The sequence below is a fragment of the Pontibacter litorisediminis genome (assembly GCF_029360645.1).
In the GTDB taxonomy this organism is placed as follows: domain Bacteria; phylum Bacteroidota; class Bacteroidia; order Cytophagales; family Hymenobacteraceae; genus Pontibacter; species Pontibacter litorisediminis.
The window spans coordinates 1-22,750 of record NZ_JARDUA010000003.1 but is presented as its reverse complement, the minus strand read 5'-3'; the positions used below and the strand labels follow the sequence as shown (position 1 = coordinate 22,750).

Below are 22,750 nucleotides of genomic sequence, written 5' to 3'. Positions count from 1 at the left end.
AGTATAGCCCAAGTACAAAGTATGGCTTTTCAAGTCAGTTGGGTTACAAACCCAACACCACAGCCGGACACAAGTCTGGAGACTTGCGCCATAAATTAGGCAACGGCACAAGCGGACGCTTGCGCCAGTAATAGCACACCCTATACTTCCTCCTTCAACACCAACTCCATCTGTATATCCGCCCGCTCATAAACACTTGGAGGCAGCGGCACTTCCACAAAGCCCAATCGTTGGTACAGGTTAAGCGCCGTTTGCAGGCGGCGGTTCGACTGCAGGTATACTTTACGCGCACCTACACGGCGGGCCCTGTCGATGGCGGCCTCTCCGAGCATCTTGCCAATCTTCATGCCCTGCATTTTAGGGGCCACAGCCATTTTGGCCAACTCAAATACACCATCGCCTTCGTTTAGCAGCGCGCAGGTACCCACCGGCTCCCCGTTAAAGAGCGCCATCAGGATATGGCCGCCTTTGTTGATGATATAGCCCTGCGGATCGCTGAGGGATTTGTTATCAGCCTCCTCCATCACAAAGTACTTGGAGATCCACTCGTGGTTGAGGTCGTAGAAGGCCTTGGCGTAGAAAAGGTTAAAGTCGACGATCTGGATTGCAGAAGGTGTGTTGTAATGCTGTGCCATGGTATGCTAAATGTGTAATTGCTGCAAAGGTAAAAAATCGCCCCGACTGCCGGGCTTATACTTTATACTTACGGTTACGGTATACTATGCTGCAACCCACTCCCACAAACTATGGACTCCGACGCGTCTATTATTCCGCTATGGCTGCAACTGGCGTACACCGCGTTTTTGCTGGTGCTGGTACCGGTGTACTGGAAAAAGTATGGCCCAGGTAATTTCCTGTGGTTCTCCGATATCGCGCTATTCTCGGTGGGCATCGTGCTCTGGACCGGCAGTAAGCTGCTACTAAGTATGATGGCCGTGGGCGTACTGGCCCTGGAGCTAATCTGGAACCTGGACTACTTCGGCAGGCTACTGACGGGGCATCAGTTGCTGGGCCTAAGCGCGTACATGTTTGACGAGAGCAAAAGCCTGTTTCTGCGGGGGCTATCCCTGTTCCATGTGGTGCTGCCGGTGCTGGTGATTTGGCTGCTGACAGAATGGGGCTATCAGCCGGAGGCGCTTTACTGGCAAACGGCCTTAGCCTGGGTGGTGCTGCCGCTCACCTACCTCCTCACCAATCCAAAGGAGAACATCAACTGGGTGTTTGGCCCGGGCAACAGTCCCCAGCATAGGATACCTGCCCCCTTATACTTTGCTTTGATGATGCTGATCTTCCCGATAGGCGTGTACCTCCCCTCCCACTTCCTGCTGCAGTGGATTTTCAACTAACCCTCTACAATGTAGCTCTACGGTATCAGGTTGCCGCGCAGTTCGCCAGTTGGGTGAGAGGTGCTGTGGATGTTCACATACCAGAGACCTGCCTTCAGGTCCTTTTCCTCGGCCTGGGTAAGAGGGCGGGTAGTGCCGGAAATGGTGCCGCTGGCGCCTTGGTTAAACCCTTCCTCAATGTCGATGATGGGCGGCGCACTGGAGTCCCGGTTTGCCGGGCCGTGGAAGTGCATGGCCGTCGTAGCATCATTTGGGTTGCCTAGCTGCCAGGTAATCGTGTAGCTCAGCGTGTTGTTCAGCTCATTGAACACAGCATCCATCTCACCTGCCCCCTCACTCATCACCACCGGCCGCTCGTTGGTACCCAACAAGCCTACACCGTTAAATTCAAGCTCTGTATCCAGGCCAGCCTCATCATCATCGTCGTCGCAGGCTGTTAGCAAGCCACTGAGTAACAGCAGCAGGCAAATCACATAGTTTGTATACTTGTTTTTCATAGCGCTATAACTTTTAACAGGATATATTTATAGTATACTTCACTCATCATCAGTTGTTTATACAGAAAACTACTATTCCGTGAGCCTTGGCAGGCACTTAGGCCACAAATATGTTTCTAGGGGCTAGCTCCTGCCAAACGGCATAAAAAAAGCGGGCCTAAAAAGCCCGCTCTCTTCCCTTAAACAAACAACAAACACATTTTTACGTTAGCTCTGCACCGTGTTGGTCTCCGGCACTTTTACCTTCTCGTTTTTCTGCAGCCCCGACACCACCTCTATGTTGATGCCGTCTGACAGGCCGGTTTTGATCTTGCGTTTCTCAAAGCGCTGCGGCGCCGTTTCCACTTCCACGTACGGCTGCTCCTTTTCAAACTTGAGCATGCTCTCCTTTATGGCCAGGGTCTTGTCGCGCTTGTCGAGCACAATGTCGGCGTTGGCGCTGTAGCCGGCACGGATAAAGTCGCTCTCATCCAGCAGCACCCGCGCCCGTATCGGGAACTTGATGGAGCCCTCCTCGTCCACGCCTTTCGGGGCGATGAACTCTAGCTTGGCGTTAAACACACGGCCCTCGATGGCCCCGATGGTCAGCAGCAGGTCCATGTTCTCTTTGAGCTTGCCCACCTCCGACTCATCGATCTTACCCTCAAAGATGAGGCTGCGCATGTCGGCCACCGAGGCAATGGTGGTGCCCTCATTAAAGTTGTTGCGCTCGATGATGGAGGAACCCACTTTCACCGGCACATCCAGCAGCATGCCGTCGATGGTGGAGTATACCATGTTGGATTGCTGTCCGCGTTTGCGCGAGGAGCCCTCGCGCACCAGTTGCAGGTTGCTTTCAGCGGCGGAGAGGTTCTCGCGCTTCAGTTCAAAATCAGCCTTATACTTGCGGAACTCCTGCTCCGGAATCACCTTGTCGGCATACAGCTGCTCATACCTTGCCAGCTCCCGCTTGGCTTCCTCAAAATTCAACTTGGCCGTCTGCAGCTGCGTTTCGGCGTTGTTCACGCTCACCATGTTGGGCACGATGCGGATCTTGGCCAGCAGCTGCCCTTTTTTTACCAACTCGCCGGCCTCTACGTACAGCTCCTCCACAATCCCCGACACCTGCGACTTTACCTCCACTTCTTTTCGCGGCACGATGGCGCCCGTGGCCACCGTCTTCTTCACGATCTGGGTCTCAAAGGGAGCCTCGGTTTTATACACCACAGGATCGGTGTTGGCCTTGTTGTAGAAGTAGTAGCCCAGCCAGCCCGACAGGCCCAGGAAAATCAGGATGAATACGCCTAATAATACCTTTTTCATAGTTGATGATTGATTTTGTGTTTGTTTATACTTTGCTGTATATAATTACTCGTCTTTCAGCGCCACCACCGGATTTACCCGGGCAGCCTTGGTGGCCGGAATCAGACCGGCCAGTGCGCCCGTTACCACCAGCAGCACGGTGGCCGTAACGGCTATACTTGGGTTCACTTCCGGAATGCCGAAGAAGCCCGCCTGCACATCATACTTGCGCATGAAGTATTCTATCAGGGCGATGATGCCGGTACCGGCCAGCAGGCCCACATAACCTGCCAGCCCGGTTATCACGATTGATTCCTGAATGATCAGGCTGATGATGGAAAGCGGCGTGGCCCCGAGTGCCTTGCGGATGCCAATCTCTTTGGTGCGCTCCTTTACCACGATCAGCATGATGTTGCCTACCCCGATAATGCCCGCCACGATGGTGCCAATGCTTACCAGCCAGCTAAAGCCGGCAATGCCGGCAAACAGCCCCTGCACCTCCTGAAACTCCTTCTCCACGTTGGCCGAGCCGAATGCCTTCAGGTCGGTGGGGGCTACACGGTGGCGCTGCATCAGCAGGGTTTTGGTCTTCTCCTCTATCACGGCGGCGGGCACACCCGGCTTGGGCACCATGGCCATAAAGCCAATTTTATTCGCTTGGTTGTAAGTCTGCTGCAGGGCCGTTAGCGGGATGTAAATCACCTTGGCATCCTCCACCACGTCTTCGCCCTTGCCCACTGGCTCAAAAGTGCCTACTATCTGAAAATAGCTGCCTTTGATGCTGATGTACTTGCCTATCGGGTTCTTTTCGTTCGGGAAAAGCACCTCCAGTACCCGCGGCCCCACTACCGCCACTTTTCGCTTCTCCTGCAGGTCAATATCATTCACAAAACGGCCGGTCTTCAGGGTCAGCGGCTTCACGAACAGCATGTCCGGGGTTTCGCCATTCACGGTGAAGGCGGAGCTTTTGTCTTTGTAGTTCACGGTAAAGTCGCCCCACAGCTGGCTGCTCGGCGCCACCACCGCCACCTCCGGAATGCTCCTCCCGATGGCTGTCACATCATCATTCGTCATCTGCACGATCCGTCCGGCGTTCATGCCCATGTAAGGCACACTGGTGCGCTGTGTCCAGATGAACACGGCGTTTTTGGCGATGTTGAACTCGCTGGTGATGCCGTTCTCCAATCCTTTGCCCGCGCCCAGCAACACCACCAGCATAAAGATGCCCCAGAACACGCCAAAAGCTGTCAGCGCCGTCCGCAGCTTGTGCTTCTTGACGGTGTTGTAGATCTCGGTCCATTTATCGATGTCGATCATACTTTTCAGTTTTGAATGAGCGAATGAGTGATTGGTAGCTAATTTTGAATGAGTGTTTGAGTGAATGAGTGAATGTTTATTGCTGAATGGTTAAATGGTTGTTAATTGTTAATTGTTGATTGTTGATGCTTTTACACTTCCTGAATGCTTCTGTAGTGGAGGTCCTGGTACACAAAGTATAAATTCACTCATTCACTCAAACACTCATTCAAAATTCTAAACTAATCCGCCCGCAGCGCCTCGATGGGTTTGATGTTGGCGGCCTTCAGGGCAGGCATCAGGCCGGCAATGGCACCGGATAGCACCAGCACCACCGTAGCCGCCACCGCCACCCCCAGATCCACCTCCGGGTTCGCAAAGAACGGCAGCTCCGCCCCCGACGACACCAGCAGGTACTCCAGCAGCGCCAGTATAGCTGTGCCGAACAGCAGCCCCATGTACCCCGAAAAAGCCGTGATCACCACCGACTCCTGCAGGATCAGGCTCACAATGGAAAATGGCGTTGCACCCAGCGCTTTGCGCACCCCGATCTCCCGCGTACGCTCCTTCACAATGATCAGCATGATGTTGCTCACGCCCACGATACCGGCGATCAGGGTGCCGACGCCCACGATCCAGACGAAAATGCGGATGCCGCTGAACAAGCCCTGCACTTTCAGGTACTCTGCCTCGGTATTCTCCACCCCGATGGCCATGTCGTCGGTCTCAGAGAACTTATGGCGCTGGGCCAGCAGGGTGCGCAGTTTGTCTTCCATTTCCTTGGCTGGCACGCCCTCCCGAGCAGTAAGCAGCATCATCTGCACCTGGTTAGGCTGGTTAAAGGCTGTTTGCAGCGTGGAGAACGGGATATAGGCGCGCTCTTCACGACGACCGCTGTTGTTGCCTCGCACCCTGAAAGTGCCCACCACCTTAAAATAAATGCCCCGGATGTTCACATACTCGCCTACCGGATCCTGACCTTTGAACAACACCTGCGCCGCCTGCTCCCCCAGCACGATCACCTTGCGTTTCTCCCGCTCGTCCAGCTCGTTGAGGATGCGGCCCCGGAAAGCGCGCTCGCCGTTCATCTCCATAAAGTCCGGGCCGGCACCGAGCAATTGGTAGGAGCCGTTCTGGTCTTTGTAGTTGATCGTGTACTCGCCCCAGATGCGGTTGCGCGGCGCCAGCATGTTCAAGTCAACTAACTCGCGTTCAATGGCGCCTAGGTCCTGGTTGGTGAACTTGATCTCGCGGCCGGGCTTCATGCCTTTGTGGGCCACGGCTGTCTTGCCGCTCCACACAAAAATGCTGTTCTTGGCCCCGTCGCCGAAGCGGTTGATCACGCCATTCTCCAGGCCCTTGCCCGCTCCCAGCAACAGCACCAGCATAAAGATGCCCCAGAACACCCCAAAGGCCGTAAGGAAGGTGCGCAGCTTGTTTTTGCGCATCGTACCCAGTATCTCCTGCCATTTATCTATGTCGAACATGTCTGGTTAGTTTTGAGTGAGTGAATGAGTGAATGAGCGGATGGAATCTAATTTTGAATGAGTGACTGAGCGGATGAGCGAATGTTTTGTTGTTGAATGACTGAATCGTTAATGAGTGATTGTTAATTGTTGGGACTTTTCATACTTCCTGGACTCTCTTAAGGCGGAGACCATGGCACACAAAGTATAAATTCACTCATCCGCTCATTCAAAATTACTTAACTCGCTCATTCAAAATTCCATGCTCCCCAGCGGCGGTTTCCAGCAGGCCATGGTCGTCGTTGACGATCAGGCCGTCTTTTAGGCGAATCACGCGCTGCGTCTGGGCGGCTATGTCGTTCTCGTGCGTCACAATCACCACCGTCATGCCTTTGCGGTTCACTTCTTTAAAGATGTCCATCACCTCGTAGGAGGTTTGGGTATCCAACGCGCCCGTCGGCTCGTCGGCCAGGATAAGCTTGGGCTGCGAGATAAGCGCCCGCGCAATGGCCACCCGCTGCCGCTGCCCACCCGACATTTCGTTGGGCGAGTGCTCGGCCCACTCCTTCAGGCCCACCATCTCCAGGTACTGCAGCGCCAGTTTGTTGCGCTCCCGGCGGCCTACTTTCTGGTAATACAGCGGCAGGGCCACGTTCTCCATCGCGTTTTTAAAAGAGAGCAGGTTAAACGACTGAAACACAAAACCCAGGAAGCGGTTTCGGTAATAGGCTGCCTTGGCCGCGCTCAGGTTCTTAATGGGAGTGCCTGCCAAAGTATAATCTCCTTGGTCATAGTCATCCAGAATGCCCAGGATGTTGAGCAGCGTAGACTTTCCGGAGCCCGAAGAGCCCATGATCGACACGAACTCCCCCTCCTGGATGTGCAGGTCGATGCCCTTGAGCACATGCAGCCTGTTGTGCCCTACGGCGTAGTACTTGTGTATGTCCTGGAGCTGTATCATAGGCAATGGCTTTAGCGGTAACTACTCTTTAGGTTTTACGGTAGTATGTTATGCAAGGTACCGACTGTAAACAAATAATTCTTTAAATTATACTTACAACGCTTTTGTATCGACCTACCTTATGTCCTGATCTACCAACGCGGCTAAACAGCGGTGGCATTTTAGTGAGCGGGTAAGGGTGGTAAGTGTAAAGCAGGAAGATACCGTTGTTGCGGCTTGGTAGGATATAGATGCAGCAGGTAGCGCCTTAGTTGCCTGCACCTCAGAAAATAAACAAAAAAGCCCCTCAGGTTGCTCCTGATGGGCTTGTGCTTTCTGTAAAGCCGGTTTAGTTAGCCAACTTTCTCCTGCCGATAAGGTAGTACAGGACAACGCCAACGAGCGGAACCATGAGCACCACCAGCAGCCACACAATCTTATCGGTGCTGTCTTTGAACGTACCCGTAGCTACTTCTAAAATGGCATGGCCCCAAATTACCAGCGGGATCAGCAGGATGAGTAATTCCATCAGCCCTATCCCCCCAATAAATAAGAAGCCTAAACTTGCCATAGTCTTTCAGGATTAGTTTGTTGAATATAGCATTTTTAATATAAGTAACAAAACTTATTGTAACTCAGGCACAAGCCTATAAGGTATGAATATACATAATGATGGAGCTGCCGTTACCTAAACCTATCCTGTTTCACCCGCTCAAGCACCACCTGGGCTATGTAAAGGCCTTTACAGCGCGCAGCGTAGCAGTGCCGGAGCAGGAACTCCGGCAGGCGCTGAAAAGAATAGGCGGCTCCCAGCTGGACCTCTACGTCGGACCGCTCTCGCCGCTGCAGATCTCGGAGGAAGTGATAGCATACTTGACCCAACACCTCCTGCTGCCTCCCAAAACTTACCGCCAGCACCTTTCCCCCGGTGGCTACCGCCTCTGCACCCTCTCCGACGGCTCCGCCTGGACGCTGCGCTGGGGCGTGCACCAAGGCCGGCACGTGCACCTGCACCCCGGCCGCTACGCACTGCACACGCTGCGGGTAAAGGCAAACCACCTCAAAACGGCTCTGGCTGTTGCCGTGGCAAGTATAAAGTACGGCCACAGTATAAACCTGCAGCTGCTGAACCAGGTGCGGGCGGAGTGGCTGGGGCTGTCGCCGGTGCCTGCCTATACTGCTGACGAAGGCCTGGGGAGGGTGCTGGAGCTGGTAGTGGGGGAAGTATAAAATAACAGAGCCACCCCTGTTAGGAGGTGGCTCTGCCCGCACAAGTATAATGTAACTATCGGTTCATGCTCTGCAAGGATGCCAGCGTTACCTTTCTGCTATTGACCTCGGTATACTTAAAATCGTTGCCGCCACGGAAATCAGCGCCTTTGATGTTGAAATCGCCTGACACTTTGGTGTACTTGAAGTTGGCAGTGCCATCAAACAAGGCCTTTTCGAAGTTGGCGCCGCGCTCGAACTTAGCATACTTGTAGTTCGCCTCTCCCTTGTAGGTGGCCCCGGCAAAGCTGGCACGTTCCGGAAACTCCACATACTTGAAATTAGCCTCCCCGCCGAAGCGCACGTTGCTGAAGTTTACGCTTTGCTCAAAATCGGCATACTTAAAGTTAGCCTCCTCTGCAAAGCGGCTGCTCAGAAACGATGCTTTCCCTTCGAACTCGCTGTACTTGAAGGCAGCCTTCTGTTTGAAGTTGCAGTTCTCAAACAGTACATCTTCCTCAAAGTTGGTGTTGTACACCTCGTTGTTCGGTTTTTTCAGATTCAGCTCGTTATCCGGGTTGAAGTACGCCAGCACGTCGCCTGTAAAAGTGCAGTTCACAAAAGTAAGTGGGGCTGTTACCGTACTCACATACTCCTTGGTGGTGTTCTTGCTGTCGCCGCCTTTCTCCAGCTTCATGTTCTGCAGCTTCGTCATGTCCAGGTCGCCCACAATCTCGGCGTTCTTGTAGCTCACAGCCTCGCCACGGTTTATTTTGGCCAGAACTTCCGAAGCGTTTACTTTGGTTTGCGCCCAGGTCAGCAGTGGCAGCATAAGCAGTACGAGTAGTAAAGATACTTTTCTCATCATCGTGTATGGTTAAGGTTATACTTTACAAGTGGTGTTCGGTAGTAAAGATGCAGGAAGTATAAGAGAGGTTGCCTGGGCTCCTAAAATATTTATGCTTACCTGCTTACACTTCGCTTCTAAAACAATAAGCGCCACCCTTAACAGGGCGGCGCTTATCCGTTTTGTACTTTTTAGCTTCGCTTAGATATGAATGGCACGGTTCTCCGTAGCGGCCAGACACGCTTCTTTCATGGCTTCGGCAAAGGTTGGGTGCGCGTGGCTCATGCGGGCCACATCCTCGGCAGAGGCGCGGAATTCCATGGCGGTTACCGCCTCGGCAATCAAATCAGCAATGCGCGGGCCGATCATGTGCACGCCCAGGATCTCGTCAGTTTCCTTATCAGCCAACACCTTCACGAAACCGTCTGTGTCGCCGGATGCTTTGGCGCGGCCAGATGCTTTGAACGGGAATGAACCGGACTTGTAGGCGCGTCCCTGCTCCTTCAGCTGCTCTTCGGTAAAGCCTACGCCTGCCACCTCAGGCCAAGTATAAACTACCCCAGGTATCAGGTTGTAGTTGATGTGCGGCTTCTGGCCTACCATGTACTCTGCCACCAGCACGCCTTCTTCCTCGGCTTTGTGCGCCAGCATAGCGCCACGCACCACGTCGCCAATCGCGAAAATGCCCGGCACGTTTGTCTCCAGGTGGTCGTTTACGGCAATCATACCGCGCTCGCCCATTTGCACACCGGCGTTCTCCAGGCCGAGACCTTCTGTATAAGGTCTGCGCCCAACAGATACCAGCACGTAATCGCCTTCAAACGTTACCGCCTCGCCTTTTGGATTCTCGGCCGTTACTTTCACCGTTTCGCCCTCGTTGGTGGCACCGGTTACTTTATGGCTCATGAAGAACTCGAAGCCCAGCGTTTTCTTCAGCACACGCTGCAGCTCTTTGCCCAGCGCGCGGTCCATGGTCGGGATGATGGCGTCCATGTACTCGATCACCTGCACCTTCGCTCCCAGGCGGGCATAAACCGAACCCAGCTCCAGGCCGATCACACCGCCACCGATCACGATCAGGTTCTTCGGAACCTCTGTCAGTGTTAAGGCTTCTGTAGATGTGATGATGCGCTTCTTATCGATTGGCAGGAACGGCAGGGCAGTCGGCTTAGAGCCTGTCGCGATGATCGTCTTGTCTGTCTCGATCTGCTGCTCTTTTCCTTCTGCGTCTGTGATCTTGATCGTGTTCTTGTTCACGAAAGAGCCCAGGCCATAGTAGGTATCGATCTTGTTCTTCTTCATCAGGAAGGCGATGCCGTCGTTGTTCGACTTCACCACCTCGCCCTTGCGCTTGATCATCTGCTGGATGTTCACCTTCAGGTTTTCCAGCTCGATGCCGTGCGTGGAGAAGGTATGCGCGGCGTTGTGGAAGTGCTCGGATGAATCCAGGAGCGCCTTGGAAGGAATACAGCCCACGTTAAGGCAAGTACCGCCCAGCACGTTATACTTCTCTATGATCGCGGTTTTCAGGCCCAGCTGCGCGCAACGGATCGCTGCCACATAGCCGCCAGGACCAGAACCGATTACAGTTACATCGTATTTCACTTCGTTCAAGTTAAGAGTTAAAAGTTATGAGTTAAGAGTTGTTCTTTTTTGAAGTAAGAATGATGCTGCTTAACATCTTTTGCAACTCAACGCAGTCTTTGTGGATACTTTCAAAGGCTGCTGTTTCAATTAAATTAACCGCATGTAACAGCCTTAGCCAATAGCTGGTTTCCCGTGCTTCTTTTAAAGCAATCTGCAGCTTATGAATAAAATCAGGCTTGGATTGTGCCGCTACAGCCTCTTCAGTATTGGCACCGATAGATGTACCGCTTCTAACCAGTTGCTTTGCGAGTATAAACTCCTGCTTTTGATCTTTCAGGTACAGATAGAGTTTGGTAATCCTTAATGCAAACTGAAATGATTTCTGCGCTACAATGCTATCAGCCATGCTTTTATAGTTAAAAGTCTAGAGTTATGAGTTAAAAGTTGATTACGCAGATTCTATACTTTAAATCCAAAATCACTCTTAACTCATAACTTTTAACTCTTAACTGCGCTTAGTGCGCAAGCGGCGTTAGACGCCCAGCAATAAGCGCATCGGGTCTTCCAGCAGCTCTTTCACGCGTACCAGGAAGCTTACCGACTCGCGGCCGTCGATGATGCGGTGGTCGTAAGACAGCGCCAGGTACATCATCGGGCGAATTTCCACTTGTCCGTCCACGGCTACCGGGCGCTGCACAATGTTGTGCATACCCAATATAGCTGACTGCGGCGCGTTGATGATTGGCGTAGACATCATGGAGCCGAACACACCACCGTTGGTTATTGTGAAGGTACCGCCTGTCATCTCTTCGATAGAAAGTTTACCGTCGCGGGCTTTCTTCGCCAGTCGAATCACTTCTTTCTCGATACCGTCCAGTGTCAGTTGCTCAGCGTTACGGATAACCGGCACCACGAGGCCTTTCGGAGAGGAAACTGCGATTGACACATCCACAAAATCATTGAAGATCATGTCGTTGCCATCGATCTGGGCGTTTACTGCCGGCCACTCCTGCAGGGCTACCGTACAGGCCTTCGTGAAGAAGGACATAAAGCCCAGGCCTACGTCGTGCTTCTCCTTGAACTTCTCCTTATACTTGGCGCGGATATCCATGATTGGCTTCATGTCTACCTCGTTAAAGGTAGTAAGCATGGCCGTTTCGTTCTTTACCTGCACCAGGCGGCGAGACACCGTTTTGCGCAGCGAGCTCATTTTCTCGCGGCGCTGGTTACGGTCGCCAGTGGCGGCAGGGGCAGCAGCCTCTTGCTTGGCGGCCGGCGCAGCAGCGGCGGGCTTAGCGGCAGCTTTCTGCGCGTTTTGCGCATCCTCTTTCGTGATGCGGCCATCGCGGCCAGAACCCTGCACATCCGCTGGGTTTATACCTTTCTCTGCCAGGATTTTGCCGGCAGCCGGAGACGGCGTACCAGAAGCGTACGTTTGCGCGCCTGAAGTAGCGGCAGCGGCTGGCTGAGAGGCAACAGTTTGGTTGGCTGCCTCCTGCTTGGCGTTGGCCTGTGCGTTGGCTTTCGCGGCGCCGGCGCCTGGCACGATCTTGCAAAGCAGCCCGCCAATCTCTACGGTGTCGCCCTGCTGCGCGATGATCTGCAGCGTTCCTGCAGCCTCAGCCGGCAGCTCAAACGTCGCCTTGTCAGATTCCAGCTCCGCAATCACCTCGTCCATCTCCACCCGGTCGCCTTCGTTTTTCAGCCAGCTGGCAATGGTTACCTCCGAGATAGACTCGCCTACGGTTGGCACTCTCATCTCCACGGCCTCGCCGGCGCCGCCAGTAGTAGCAGCCGGGGCAGGTTCCTGGGCGGCAGGGGCAGCCGCCTGCTCAGCAGCAGGGGCCGAAGGGGCAGATGCAGCAGCACCGTCCTGATCGATTCGGCAGATGACAGCACCCACGTCTATGGTGTCGCCCTCCTGTGCTACAATGCGTAAAATGCCTGCGGCTTCGGCTGGCAGTTCGAATGTGGCTTTGTCAGATTCCAGCTCCGCAATCACCTCATCCATCTCCACTCGGTCGCCATCTTTCTTTAGCCATTGGGCTATGGTTACCTCAGTGATCGACTCACCTACGGCAGGCACTTTAACTTCTAAGCTCATATTTTATTCAATTAGGAATTACGAATTAATAATTAAGAATTATTTATGCAGAATTAAGTACCGGTATTCTGTTTTGTTGTTTTCAGTATTGAGCCAGTAATCTTCAACAGTTCTTCACAATCTATAAGCAACGAAGTCGCCTGCTCTTGGTTCATAAAGCCAGTGTCTCTTAATAGCCTTAGCCAATAGTTTGTTTCTCTGGCTTCCTTATACACAATAGACACCTTTGATATAAAATCCCTCTTGCTCTGGGCACCTATCGCTTCCTCAGCATTTGCCCCTATAGATGTACCACTTCGAAGAACCTGCCTTGACATAACAACATCCTTCTTCTCCTGATATAGGAATTTATATAAATTAACGATGCGAATAGCAAAGGCATAACTCTTAGTAAGTAACACATTCTCTGCTTTCACATTCTTAATTTCAAATTCCTAATTCTTAATTCTATACAGCAAACGCTCTTTCGATTAGCTCCTGCTGCTCTTTGGCATGCACCTTCAGGTAGCCGGTTGCCGGCGACGCACTTGCCTTGCGGGCTACTACGTCTTCCACGCCATTGCGCATGATACGCAGGATGTAGGTCCAGGCACCCATGTTCTCAGGCTCTTCCTGTACCCAGTATACTTTAGCGTTTTTATACTTGCCAAGCTCTGCCTCCAGCTGCACCTTCGGGAACGGCGCCAACTGCTCCATGCGGATAATGGCCACGTCCTTGCGGTTGTTCTTCTGCTGCTCTTCCAGCAGGTCGAAGTATACTTTGCCCCAGCACAGCAGCACTTTCTTCACTGACTTAGCCGGTGCGTAGGTATCGCCGATCACTTCTCTGAAGCTGCCGCTTGTGAAGTCCTCTACCGGGGAAACCACGGCCGGATGGCGCAGCAACGACTTGGGCGACATGTTTACGGCAGGCTTGCGGAACGGCAAGGCCAACTGGCGGCGCATAAAGTGGAACAGGTTGGCAGGTGTGGTGATGTAAGTCACGAACATGTTGTTCTCGGCTGCCAGCTGCAGGAAGCGTTCAGGGCGTGCGTTGGAGTGCTCTGGCCCCTGGCCTTCGTAGCCGTGCGGCAACAGCATCACCAGGCCGTTCATGCGCTGCCACTTCGATTCTGTAGCAGAGATGAACTGGTCGATCATAACCTGGGCACCGTTGGCAAAGTCGCCGAACTGCGCCTCCCAGATCACCAATGCATTCGGGTTCGCCATGGCATAGCCGAACTCAAAGCCCAGCACGCCATACTCAGACAGCAGGGAGTTGTAGATCTCGAAAGAGCCCTGGTTGTCTGTCATGTGGTTCAGGTTGTTGTACGGGGCGCTTGTCACGGCATCGTGCAGCACCGCATGGCGGTGCGAGAACGTTCCGCGCTGCACATCCTGGCCAGAGAAACGCACCACCTTTCCATCCAGCAGCACAGACCCGTAAGCCAGCAACTCACCGGCTGCCCAGTTCAGCTGCTTGGTCTCAAAGAACATTTCCTTACGCTCCTTAAGCAGCTTCTCGATCTGCTTCAGCGGCTTGAAGCCCTGCGGCAAAGTAGTCAAAGCTTTACCTACCGCCTCCACAGCTTCTGCAGAAACGCCAGTTTCAGGAGACTGATTGAAGTCCTCAGGCTTAGAGCGGCGCAGCGACTGCCACTCCTTCTCCATCTGCTGGTAGTTATAAGGCAGCGGCTTCTGCTTTACCATGTCCAGGCGGTCCTGCAGCAGGCTGCGGAACTCCTTGTCCATATTCTTGGCCAGCTCTGCATCCACCTCGCCGCGCGAGATCAACTGTTTGTTGTATACTTCGCGTGGGTTGGCGTGCTTCGAGATCAGGTTGTACAGTTGTGGCTGCGTGAATTTCGGCTCGTCAGACTCGTTGTGGCCATGGCGGCGGTAGCACACCATGTCTACAAAGATGTCGTTGTTGTAGCGCTGGCGGTACTCCATGGCCATGCGCATGGCAAACACCACCGACTCCGGGTCGTCACCGTTTACGTGCAGCACCGGCGCATCTATTATCTTGGCTACATCGGTAGAGTAGATCGACGAGCGGGCGTCTTCAAAATCGGTGGTGAAACCAACCTGGTTGTTGATCACGAAATGGATGGTGCCGCCAGTATTGTAGCCTTCCAGGTTTGCCATCTGCGTCACCTCGTACACGATGCCTTGGCCTGCAACGGCAGCGTCCCCATGGATCAGTATAGGCAGTACCTTATCGGCATCTTTGCCGTACATGCAGTCAATTTTAGCGCGCACAAAGCCTTCCACTACCGGGTTCACCGCCTCCAGGTGCGATGGGTTGGGAGCCAGCTTCAGGTTTACTTTCTTACCGGATGGCGTGGTAACCTCAGACGAGTAGCCCATGTGGTACTTCACGTCTCCGTCGCCCATGGTCAGGTCTGGCACGGCAGTACCCTCAAACTCAGAGAAGATCTGCTCATAGGTTTTGCCCATGATGTTGGCCAGCACGTTCAGGCGGCCGCGGTGCGCCATGCCTATCACTACTTCCTCCACGCCGAGCTCCGATGCCTTGTCTATCGCGGCATCCAGGGCAGGGATCGTGGTTTCACCGCCCTCCAGGGAAAAGCGCTTCTGGCCCAAGAACTTCGTGTGCAGGAAGTTCTCGAACACCACCGCCTCGTTCAGTTTAGACAGGATGCGCTTTTTATACTCGATGCCTGGGTTAAAATTCAGGGAGTCGCGCTCTACCTTCTGCTTAAACCACTCCAGCACCTCCGGGTCGCGGATGTACATGTACTCAAAGCCGATCGAGCCTTCGTAGATCTTCTTCAGCGCTGCTTCGATATCGCGGAGTGTGGCCGGCCCGATGCCGATAATCTCCCCGACCTGGAACACAGTGTCCAGGTCAGCCTCTGTTAAACCGAAGTCAGCCAGGTCCAACCTTGCCTTGCGGTCTTTGCGGGCACGCACCGGGTTGGTTTTGGAGCGCAGGTGGCCGCGTGTGCGGTAAGCGTGGATCAGGTTGCGCACGGCAACCTCTTTCTCCGATTCGCCGGCAACGGCGGCACCTTTGGCAGGGGCGACGATGGTACCTTCGGCGGCTTCATGGCCATTCTCGCCGTAGGCGGTGGCAAACTCAAAGCCTTCGAAGAACTTGCGCCATCCGGCATCTACCGATTCCGGGTCCTGCTGATAAGCCTTGTACAGCTCATCAATGTAATCGCCGTGTGCATTGGCGATGTAGGTATATTTATCCATAGTATAAACTACTGCATGTGATAAAGGCAAAGTTAGAGGTATTATTGAAAAATCAAATAACACGTATTCGCATTAACAAATATGCCTTATTATCAAGAACAAAACTTCCTTTATCATACCGAGTATTCCCCGTTACGGTTACTTTTTATGCCTTCTAAACTCTTAATCCTATAGATTATTCGCCAGGCGCCGCCACAAACGGAGTTTATACTATCGCCCGAGGCATTGTGCGGCAACAGGGCCAGCTGCCCCGGCAAAGAAAAGAATTATCCTCTTTCAGGTGCATTTGGTGGCTGTCTACAGATTAAAATACCACTCCGTTATACCTTTCTGGCTAGCTGACTGCACATGCTCTGCATACTTACACATACACAGGCCAACAAAAACCATGATTTATTATAGTTACTTTGTCTTCTGTTATTTCCTATTATAAGAGCAGGAATGATGTCATCTTTATAGTGGTAAAGTAGTGTATGCTACCTGAGCTAAAAGAGTGAGGCTGTTGGCAAGCAGCAATGCAGACATTTTCATCCTAAACTATAGGAAACCATGTATAGCTATTTGCTGGAAGAACTATCGAAGGCAATCGGAGCCAGGCTCTTGGTAAGCTTCGAGTATGAGAACGGGCGCCATACCGTCGAACCGCACCTGCTTGGGCAAAACAAGCAGAACGAGTCGTGCCTCCTTGCTTGGAACACGGGCAAAGATGGGCAGCAGAAGCCTGGATGGAACTGTTACCTGCTGAGCCACATGCAGCACACAAAGATCCTGGAGGAGCGCTTCAGCAAGAAGCGCCCCGGCTACGATCCTTATGACAGCTCGATGACCCGCATTTACTACCGCATCTGAAACAGACTTTCTACTTCGCGTACGCCTCTCCAAGTTATGAAGACCGCCTGCCTGTGCTCAAGCACAATTGCAGCGTGGGTTAAACTATGCCCTGGTAATTAATGTTATGCCTGTGCAAAAAGTACAGGTACAGCATTGCCCAGGAAAAGAAAGTATAACAAGCCCCAGGCGCCTCTCACTGCACAGGAGAAGGTAAGCCGCTACATGCGGGGCAACAAGGCCAAGAACACGCAGCCGGAGCTGAGGCTGCGTAGGGCGCTTTGGCAGGCGGGTTTGCGCGGCTACCGGGTGCACTGGCCCAAGGCTCCCGGAAAGCCGGATATCTGCTACCCCTCCCGCCGCCTGGCCATATTTGTGCACGGCTGCTTCTGGCACCGCTGCCCCTATTGCATACCTAGCCACCCCAAAACCAATGCCGACTTCTGGCATCAAAAGTTTGAGAACAACAAGGCTCGCGATGCAAAGTACAGGTACATGTACCGCGAGGCTGGCTGGAAGCGCCTGGTGGTGTGGGAGTGCCAGCTAAAGCAGAGCCAACCAAGCATAGTGGCCCTGATCCGGGTGCTGCACCATGGCGTGCCTGAGAGCTGGGAATTAGCAGCTTAGGCTTGATAAATAAGTACAAAGTATAGATTTTTCGTTATCTTGAGGGGACACTAACCTATACTTTGCCCTATGAAGAAACATATTCCGCTGCTGGGCCTGCTCGGTTTGCTGGCCATGGGCTGCAACGAAAACTCACGGCAGGTAAGCGAAGCTGAGCAGGAAGCCGCTGCCGCAGACAGCACGAACCTGCAACCCGCCCTGCAAAGCATTACCGCAGAAAGCCTGCTGGCCCATACCACCACCCTCGCCTCTGATGCCTTTGAAGGCCGCGCCCCTGGCTCTGTAGGCGAAGACTCCACGGTTGCCTACCTTACCCGCCAGTTTAAGCAGCTTGGCCTGCAGCCGGGTAACCCGAACGGCACATATGTACAGGAGGTGCCGATGTTCGGCTATACCCCAACGCCCAAGGCCACCATCACTGCCAACGGCAAGCAGATCTCCCTTAGCTTTCCGGAGGATTATGTGGCCCTTACCCGCCGCTATGTGGAGAATGTGGAGGTAAATAACTCGGACTTGGTGTTTGTTGGCTATGGCGTGGTAGCACCCGAGTATGGCTGGGATGATTACAAAGGCCTTGATGTGAAAGGCAAGACCATAGTGATGCTGGTGAACGACCCGCCAGTGCCGGACCCGCAAAACCCGCAGCAGCTGGACAGCACCATGTTTGGCGGAAAGGCCATGACCTATTATGGCCGCTGGACCTATAAGTATGAAATAGCCGCCGAGAAAGGGGCTGCCGCCGCCATCATCATACATGAGACTGGCCCGGCAGGCTATCCTTATGAAGTTATCTCAGGCAGCCACAGTCGTGAGGGGGTAGAAATTATCACCCCAGACAAAAACATGAACCGTGCAGAAGTGGAGGCGTGGATCACGGAGCCAAAGGCCCGTGAGTTGTTCACCGCCCTTGGCCGCAGCTTCGAAGAGCTAAAGGAGGCTGCCAAGAAGAAAGACTTTAAGCCCGTTCCTCTCAAGGCCACGGCTAGCTTTGACATCAAGAATAAGCTCCGCGAGGTGCAGTCGAAGAACGTGATAGCCAAGCTAGAGGGCTCTGACCCGGAACTGAAGGATGAGTACGTTATTTACACAGCACATTGGGACCACCTGGGCAAGGACACGAGCCTGCAGGGAGACCAGATCTATAACGGCGCCCTGGATAACGCCACCGGCACGGCCGGCCTGCTGGAGCTGGCAAAAGCCTTTAGTCAAATGGAGACCAAGCCCAAACGTTCTATACTTTTCCTGGCGGTAACAGCTGAGGAGAAGGGCCTGCTCGGCTCCAAATACTACGCCAGCAGTAACCCGCTGTACCCGCTGGAAAAAACAGTGGCCGTTATCAACATGGATGTTCTGAACGCCTATGGCCCAACAGAGGACGTGGTGGTGGTTGGTTTTGGCAACTCCACCCTGGATGATGTGCTGGCGCAGGAAGCAAAGTCGCAGAACCGCCACATTGTGCCGGAGGCGACGCCAGAGGTAGGCTCCTTCTACCGCTCCGACCATTTTGAGTTTGCCAAGCAGGGAGTGCCCGCGCTCTATGCCGGCTCAGGCGTTAAAGCCCGTAACCAGCCCGCCGATTACGTGAAGCAGTGGAAGGAGCGCTATACGGCCAACGACTACCATAAGCTCTCGGACGAGGTGCGCGATGACTGGAATCTGGAAGGCGCCGTGGAAGACCTGCAACTGTTCCTGCGCGTTGGGTACCGTGTAGCGAATACTGAGGAGTTTCCGGAGTGGAAGGACGGCACAGAGTTTAAGGCGAAGCGAGAGGAGACCCTCTCCCGTGCTTCTTCCTCCAGGTAAAGGATTCAGCATAGTAATAAGAAAGCCTGTTGCACTGAGCAGCAGGCTTTCTTATTACTATCTACTGGTGGCGCGTCAGAGAATATAACTATTCAGGTACAGCTGAATTTGCCAAAGTAAAATTTACCTATAAAACATCACAATTCCACCCCTTTGCCTTCTTCACCTAATGAGCTGCTCACATTAATTTTATTATTGTTTACAGTTCTTCTAAAGCCGTTTACTTTAAAACACCTCCCTTTATATCACCAGTAGGGTTACTTTTATAACGGTTTCGTATAAATAAGTACAAAATCAATAACTAAACGATTATGAAAAAGATTTGGAAATTCGCCTTTGCCGCCTTTGCAGCTTTCGCTTTTACGGCTTGCGGCTCCGATAATAATACAACTACTGAGTCTGAAACAATGGAAACGACGGACGAGGTAGAAACCGATATGAACATGGATGCTGATACCGGTATGGAGGAAGACACTACCATTATGGTAGAAGACACTACCGTGAACGATGGTGTTGCAGACGAGATCGAGGAAGAGCAGCCTCCCGTACAGTAACGGTTCTTATACATTATACTCAAAAGTCCCTCCCTTGCCGGTAGGGACTTTTTTTATGCCTTTACCCCCTGATGGAAGGCGTATAAAAAGAAGGCGCTGGAAATCAGAATCTGCTCTAACCTTTTTATCTTTAGGAATGGAAAATACAACGCTGAGTTTCGATGGCGTAACGATAAAACTGATCGACCAGCAGGAGCAGTTGCAAGAGGTGGTTAACCTACTGAGCCAGAACAAAGAGCTGGCCCTGGACCTGGAGTTCGATCAGAATCGCTTTACTTACGGTTTTAACCTTTGCCTCGTGCAGATCGCTGACGAGAGCGGAGTCTGCTATATCATCGATCCCTTTACAGTAACTAACCTGCAGCCATTGTTTGAGTTACTGGAGAATGGCTCTATCACCAAGATTATCCATCATTCCAACAACGATATTCTTTTGCTGGATAAACTGGGGTGCCGTATCAAAGGAGTAATGGATACCGATGTGGCCGCTAAAATCCTGAACTACGAACGATCCTCGTTGGCTACGGTGCTGAAGGAGGAGTTCAACATAGAAATAGACAAGTCGCAGCAATCCAGCAACTGGAACAAGCGGCCGCTAACGGAGGCCCAGTTACAGTATGCAGCGATAGATGTGATCTACCTGCACCGGATCAAAGCAAAGCTGCTTCAGGAGGTAGAGCAACTGGGGCGTTCGCACTGGCTGCAGGAGGAAAACCACCTGCTGGAAACCCTTACCTACTCCGAGCCTGACAACCCGCACCTGAGGCTGCGGAACGCCAACAGGCTTAACTTCTACCAGCAGTACATCCTCAAGAACCTGTTCACTTTTAGGGAGCAGATGGGAAAGCAGTTTAACAAGCCTGCCCCGTTCGTTATCTCTAACGATGCCCTTGTAGATCTGGCAAACCATCCGGACACGGATATACATGAATGGCTGAACCACACGCGCGGCATACATGGCGGCTTAAAACGCTCCCGAAACGAAAAACTGTTGAAAGATACTCTGCGTGATGCCAAGGAGGCCGCCAAAGAGCACAACATTAGCCACGACTACCCGGAAAGCCGGTGGCAACGCCCTCTGCGGACGCCCGAGACAGAGCAACGCAAAGAGGAGCTAACAAAGGTACAGAAGCAGATTGTTGCCAAGTATGGCGAGTACGCTGCGCGGATGGTTATCACCCAAAGCGTGATCAACGACTACAGCTTCAGCGGTGAGCTGCGCTGCACCAAGCAGTACGCTACGGCCATTGTCATGGAAACGGCCGAAGAGCTCGGCGTTAAGTTGCCGGCTCCGGTCCAGAAAGAAGAACCGAGTAGTTAACAAGCATTCTATAATAATCCCCTTAACATGAGCGAGTTCAGAACAGAGCACGACTTCCTTGGTGAAATGGAAATCCCGGATTCCGCCTATTACGGTATCCAGACAGCCCGTGCTTTAGATAATTTCTATATTACCGGCATCCCAGTTTCCAGAGAGCCCCTCTTTATACAAGCCTTTGGCTATGTTAAAAAAGCAGCCGCACTCGCCAACCGCGATTGTGGTGTACTAAAGCCAGAAATAGCAGATGCCATCTGCAAAGCTTGCGACAAACTGATCGCGGGTGAGTACATGGACCAGTTTGTGACCGACATGATACAAGGCGGCGCTGGCACCTCTGTAAATATGAACGTGAACGAGGTAGTGGCAAACCTGGCGCTGGAGGCCCTAGGGCATAAGAAAGGAGAATACCAGTACGTGCACCCTAACAACCACGTAAATTTCTCCCAATCCACAAACGATGCCTATCCTACTGCCTTCCGCTTGGCCCTGTATCGCAAGATCGAAAGTTTCATAGAGAGCTTAGAGGCGCTTCAGGAGGCTTTTGCCCACAAGGGAGAGGAGTTTAAGAATGTGCTGAAAATGGGCCGTACGCAACTGCAGGATGCTGTACCAATGACTTTGGGAGCAGAATTCCACGGCTTTTCCACTACTATCAAAGAAGATATTCAGCGCCTGAATGAGGCCAAGATGCTTATCTCTGAGATCAACATGGGCGCCACGGCCATCGGCACTTCCATCAACGCGCCTGAAGGCTACCCCCAGCGGGTAACGGAGCACCTCCGCGATTTGACAGGCATACCGGTTGTGCTGGCAGAAGATCTTATAGAAGCCACATGCGACACTGGTGCCTATGTGCAGGTTTCAGGTGTCTTGAAACGTTCAGCCATCAAGATCTCCAAAATCTGCAACGACCTTCGCCTATTGTCTTCTGGCCCTAGAGCAGGGATAAACGAAATCAACCTGCCGCGCATGCAGCCAGGATCATCTATTATGCCAGGCAAGGTGAACCCTGTCATTCCGGAGGTGGTAAACCAAACAGCTTATTATGTGATTGGAACGGACATGACTGTGACAATGGCGGCCGAGGCGGGCCAGCTGCAGTTAAACGTCATGGAGCCTGTCATTGCTTTCAGCCTTTTCAGTTCTCTGTCATACATGGAGAACGCCTGCTATACTTTAACCAACAAGTGTGTGAAAGGTATAACCGCTAATGAGGAGATTTGTGCTAACATGGTGATGAACAGTGTCGGCATTATAACAGCCCTTAACCCGATCCTGGGTTATGAAGAGTCTGCTTCTATTGCCAAAGAAGCCTTAGCCACAGGCAAGTCTATACATGATATTACCGTTGTAGAGCGTAAGCGAATTACGCAGGAGAAATGGGAGGAGGTTTTTTCTATCGAGAACCTGATCCATCCAAAATTTATCAACAGCTAATGTGTAGATAAATTCAGAACAGTAATCTACTCTAGCATTTATAGGTAAGGTTAAAAGGCAAAAGGCGTCATGGTATGTACCGTGACGCCTTTCTTGTATGTTATCATCTGTTCTTTCCTGGTACCAGGTGTAGAAAATATCTTCTGTAAAACCTGCCTGCTTTTTTCAACGCGTTCCCAACGTGCTCAGAGGCAATCAACAGTTACGTTCGTAGGTGCTGGGCCTCCCATGGCCTTTGCTTGTGGTGGTGGTGGGAAAAAGAAGAAGGGCCCTTCACTTGCGCGAGGGGCCCTCTTGTTGGGGTTGGCGGCCACCTACTCTCCCGGGTGTGACCCCAGTACCATCGGCGCTCCCGGGCTTAACTGCTCTGTTCGGAATGGGAAGAGGTGCTCACCGGGGCCAT

General features: G+C 52.6%; 21 protein-coding genes and 1 rRNA gene. 8 read left to right on the top strand and 14 right to left on the bottom strand.

The features are described 5' to 3' along the window. Positions 1-140: 140 nt before the first annotated feature. Entirely contained in the window at positions 141-635 is a 495-nt protein-coding gene (locus PXG97_RS09905) for a GNAT family N-acetyltransferase (RefSeq protein WP_276497604.1), read from the bottom strand. 111 nt (positions 636-746) lie between these two features. Here PXG97_RS09905 and PXG97_RS09900 point away from each other — a divergent pair, with 111 nt between their 5' ends. After that, positions 747-1,346 (top strand): membrane-associated protein, encoded by a 600-nt coding sequence (locus tag PXG97_RS09900; RefSeq protein WP_276497603.1) that lies wholly within the window; start codon positions 747-749, stop codon positions 1,344-1,346. A gap of 17 nt (positions 1,347-1,363) precedes the next feature. Here the strand turns inward: PXG97_RS09900 and PXG97_RS09895 are convergent, their stop codons facing one another. The 6 genes from PXG97_RS09895 to PXG97_RS09870 form a co-directional block, all read right to left on the bottom strand. Further along, positions 1,364-1,843, bottom strand: a complete 480-nt coding sequence (locus tag PXG97_RS09895) for a CHRD domain-containing protein (protein ID WP_276497602.1) — start codon at positions 1,841-1,843, stop codon at positions 1,364-1,366. A 207-nt stretch (positions 1,844-2,050) separates the two neighbouring features. Beyond that, the gene (locus PXG97_RS09890) at positions 2,051-3,145 is read right to left on the bottom strand and encodes an efflux RND transporter periplasmic adaptor subunit (protein ID WP_276497601.1); all 1,095 of its coding nucleotides are present in this window, start codon (positions 3,143-3,145) and stop codon (positions 2,051-2,053) included. Between the two features lie 45 nt (positions 3,146-3,190). Further along, positions 3,191-4,441, bottom strand: coding sequence for an ABC transporter permease (locus PXG97_RS09885; RefSeq protein ID WP_276497600.1), 1,251 nt, complete (start codon positions 4,439-4,441; stop codon positions 3,191-3,193). Between the two features lie 221 nt (positions 4,442-4,662). Next, the gene (locus PXG97_RS09880; RefSeq protein ID WP_276497599.1) at positions 4,663-5,907 is read right to left on the bottom strand and encodes an ABC transporter permease; all 1,245 of its coding nucleotides are present in this window, start codon (positions 5,905-5,907) and stop codon (positions 4,663-4,665) included. Positions 5,908-6,121: 214 nt separating this feature from the next. Further along, positions 6,122-6,847 carry an ABC transporter ATP-binding protein gene (locus tag PXG97_RS09875; RefSeq protein ID WP_276497598.1) on the bottom strand — a complete coding sequence of 242 codons (726 nt, stop codon included), beginning with the start codon at positions 6,845-6,847 and terminating at the stop codon, positions 6,122-6,124. 328 nt (positions 6,848-7,175) lie between these two features. Then, entirely contained in the window at positions 7,176-7,355 is a 180-nt protein-coding gene (locus tag PXG97_RS09870; protein WP_276497597.1) for a PLDc N-terminal domain-containing protein, read from the bottom strand. 140 nt (positions 7,356-7,495) lie between these two features. Here PXG97_RS09870 and PXG97_RS09865 point away from each other — a divergent pair, with 140 nt between their 5' ends. Then, a complete protein-coding gene (locus PXG97_RS09865) occupies positions 7,496-8,056 on the top strand; it encodes a hypothetical protein (RefSeq protein WP_276497596.1) in 561 nt (186 codons plus the stop codon). 55 nt (positions 8,057-8,111) lie between these two features. Here the strand turns inward: PXG97_RS09865 and PXG97_RS09860 are convergent, their stop codons facing one another. The 6 genes from PXG97_RS09860 to PXG97_RS09835 all read right to left on the bottom strand — a co-directional run bounded on the left by PXG97_RS09860 (position 8,112) and on the right by PXG97_RS09835 (position 15,777). Continuing rightward, entirely contained in the window at positions 8,112-8,903 is a 792-nt protein-coding gene (locus PXG97_RS09860; protein WP_276497595.1) for a pentapeptide repeat-containing protein, read from the bottom strand. Positions 8,904-9,083: 180 nt separating this feature from the next. Then, entirely contained in the window at positions 9,084-10,487 is a 1,404-nt protein-coding gene (lpdA, locus tag PXG97_RS09855) for a dihydrolipoyl dehydrogenase (RefSeq protein ID WP_276498259.1), read from the bottom strand. A gap of 31 nt (positions 10,488-10,518) precedes the next feature. After that, positions 10,519-10,875 (bottom strand): four helix bundle protein, encoded by a 357-nt coding sequence (locus tag PXG97_RS09850; RefSeq protein ID WP_276497594.1) that lies wholly within the window; start codon positions 10,873-10,875, stop codon positions 10,519-10,521. 126 nt (positions 10,876-11,001) lie between these two features. Beyond that, complete coding sequence (gene odhB, locus PXG97_RS09845) at positions 11,002-12,573, bottom strand: 2-oxoglutarate dehydrogenase complex dihydrolipoyllysine-residue succinyltransferase (RefSeq protein WP_276497593.1); 1,572 nt, start codon at positions 12,571-12,573, stop codon at positions 11,002-11,004. Positions 12,574-12,626: 53 nt separating this feature from the next. Next, positions 12,627-12,989 (bottom strand): four helix bundle protein, encoded by a 363-nt coding sequence (locus PXG97_RS09840; protein ID WP_276497592.1) that lies wholly within the window; start codon positions 12,987-12,989, stop codon positions 12,627-12,629. A 31-nt stretch (positions 12,990-13,020) separates the two neighbouring features. Next, the gene (locus PXG97_RS09835; protein ID WP_276497591.1) at positions 13,021-15,777 is read right to left on the bottom strand and encodes a 2-oxoglutarate dehydrogenase E1 component; all 2,757 of its coding nucleotides are present in this window, start codon (positions 15,775-15,777) and stop codon (positions 13,021-13,023) included. Between the two features lie 549 nt (positions 15,778-16,326). On the opposite strand from PXG97_RS09835, the gene PXG97_RS09830 reads away from it, so the two are divergent. The 6 genes from PXG97_RS09830 (at position 16,327) to aspA (ending at position 22,347) form a co-directional block, all read left to right on the top strand. After that, positions 16,327-16,626 (top strand): WYL domain-containing protein, encoded by a 300-nt coding sequence (locus PXG97_RS09830; RefSeq protein WP_276497590.1) that lies wholly within the window; start codon positions 16,327-16,329, stop codon positions 16,624-16,626. 135 nt (positions 16,627-16,761) lie between these two features. After that, the gene (locus PXG97_RS09825) at positions 16,762-17,232 is read left to right on the top strand and encodes a very short patch repair endonuclease (protein WP_276497589.1); all 471 of its coding nucleotides are present in this window, start codon (positions 16,762-16,764) and stop codon (positions 17,230-17,232) included. 69 nt (positions 17,233-17,301) lie between these two features. Then, positions 17,302-19,035 (top strand): M28 family metallopeptidase, encoded by a 1,734-nt coding sequence (locus PXG97_RS09820; protein WP_276497588.1) that lies wholly within the window; start codon positions 17,302-17,304, stop codon positions 19,033-19,035. A 311-nt stretch (positions 19,036-19,346) separates the two neighbouring features. Continuing rightward, positions 19,347-19,589, top strand: a complete 243-nt coding sequence (locus tag PXG97_RS09815) for a hypothetical protein (RefSeq protein ID WP_276497587.1) — start codon at positions 19,347-19,349, stop codon at positions 19,587-19,589. Positions 19,590-19,725: 136 nt separating this feature from the next. Next, positions 19,726-20,910, top strand: a complete 1,185-nt coding sequence (locus PXG97_RS09810) for a ribonuclease D (RefSeq protein ID WP_276497586.1) — start codon at positions 19,726-19,728, stop codon at positions 20,908-20,910. 27 nt (positions 20,911-20,937) lie between these two features. Next, positions 20,938-22,347, top strand: a complete 1,410-nt coding sequence (aspA, locus tag PXG97_RS09805) for an aspartate ammonia-lyase (RefSeq protein WP_276497585.1) — start codon at positions 20,938-20,940, stop codon at positions 22,345-22,347. 301 nt (positions 22,348-22,648) lie between these two features. Here the strand turns inward: aspA and rrf are convergent. Beyond that, a 5S ribosomal RNA gene (gene rrf / locus PXG97_RS09800) occupies positions 22,649-22,750 on the bottom strand; the annotation flags it as partial.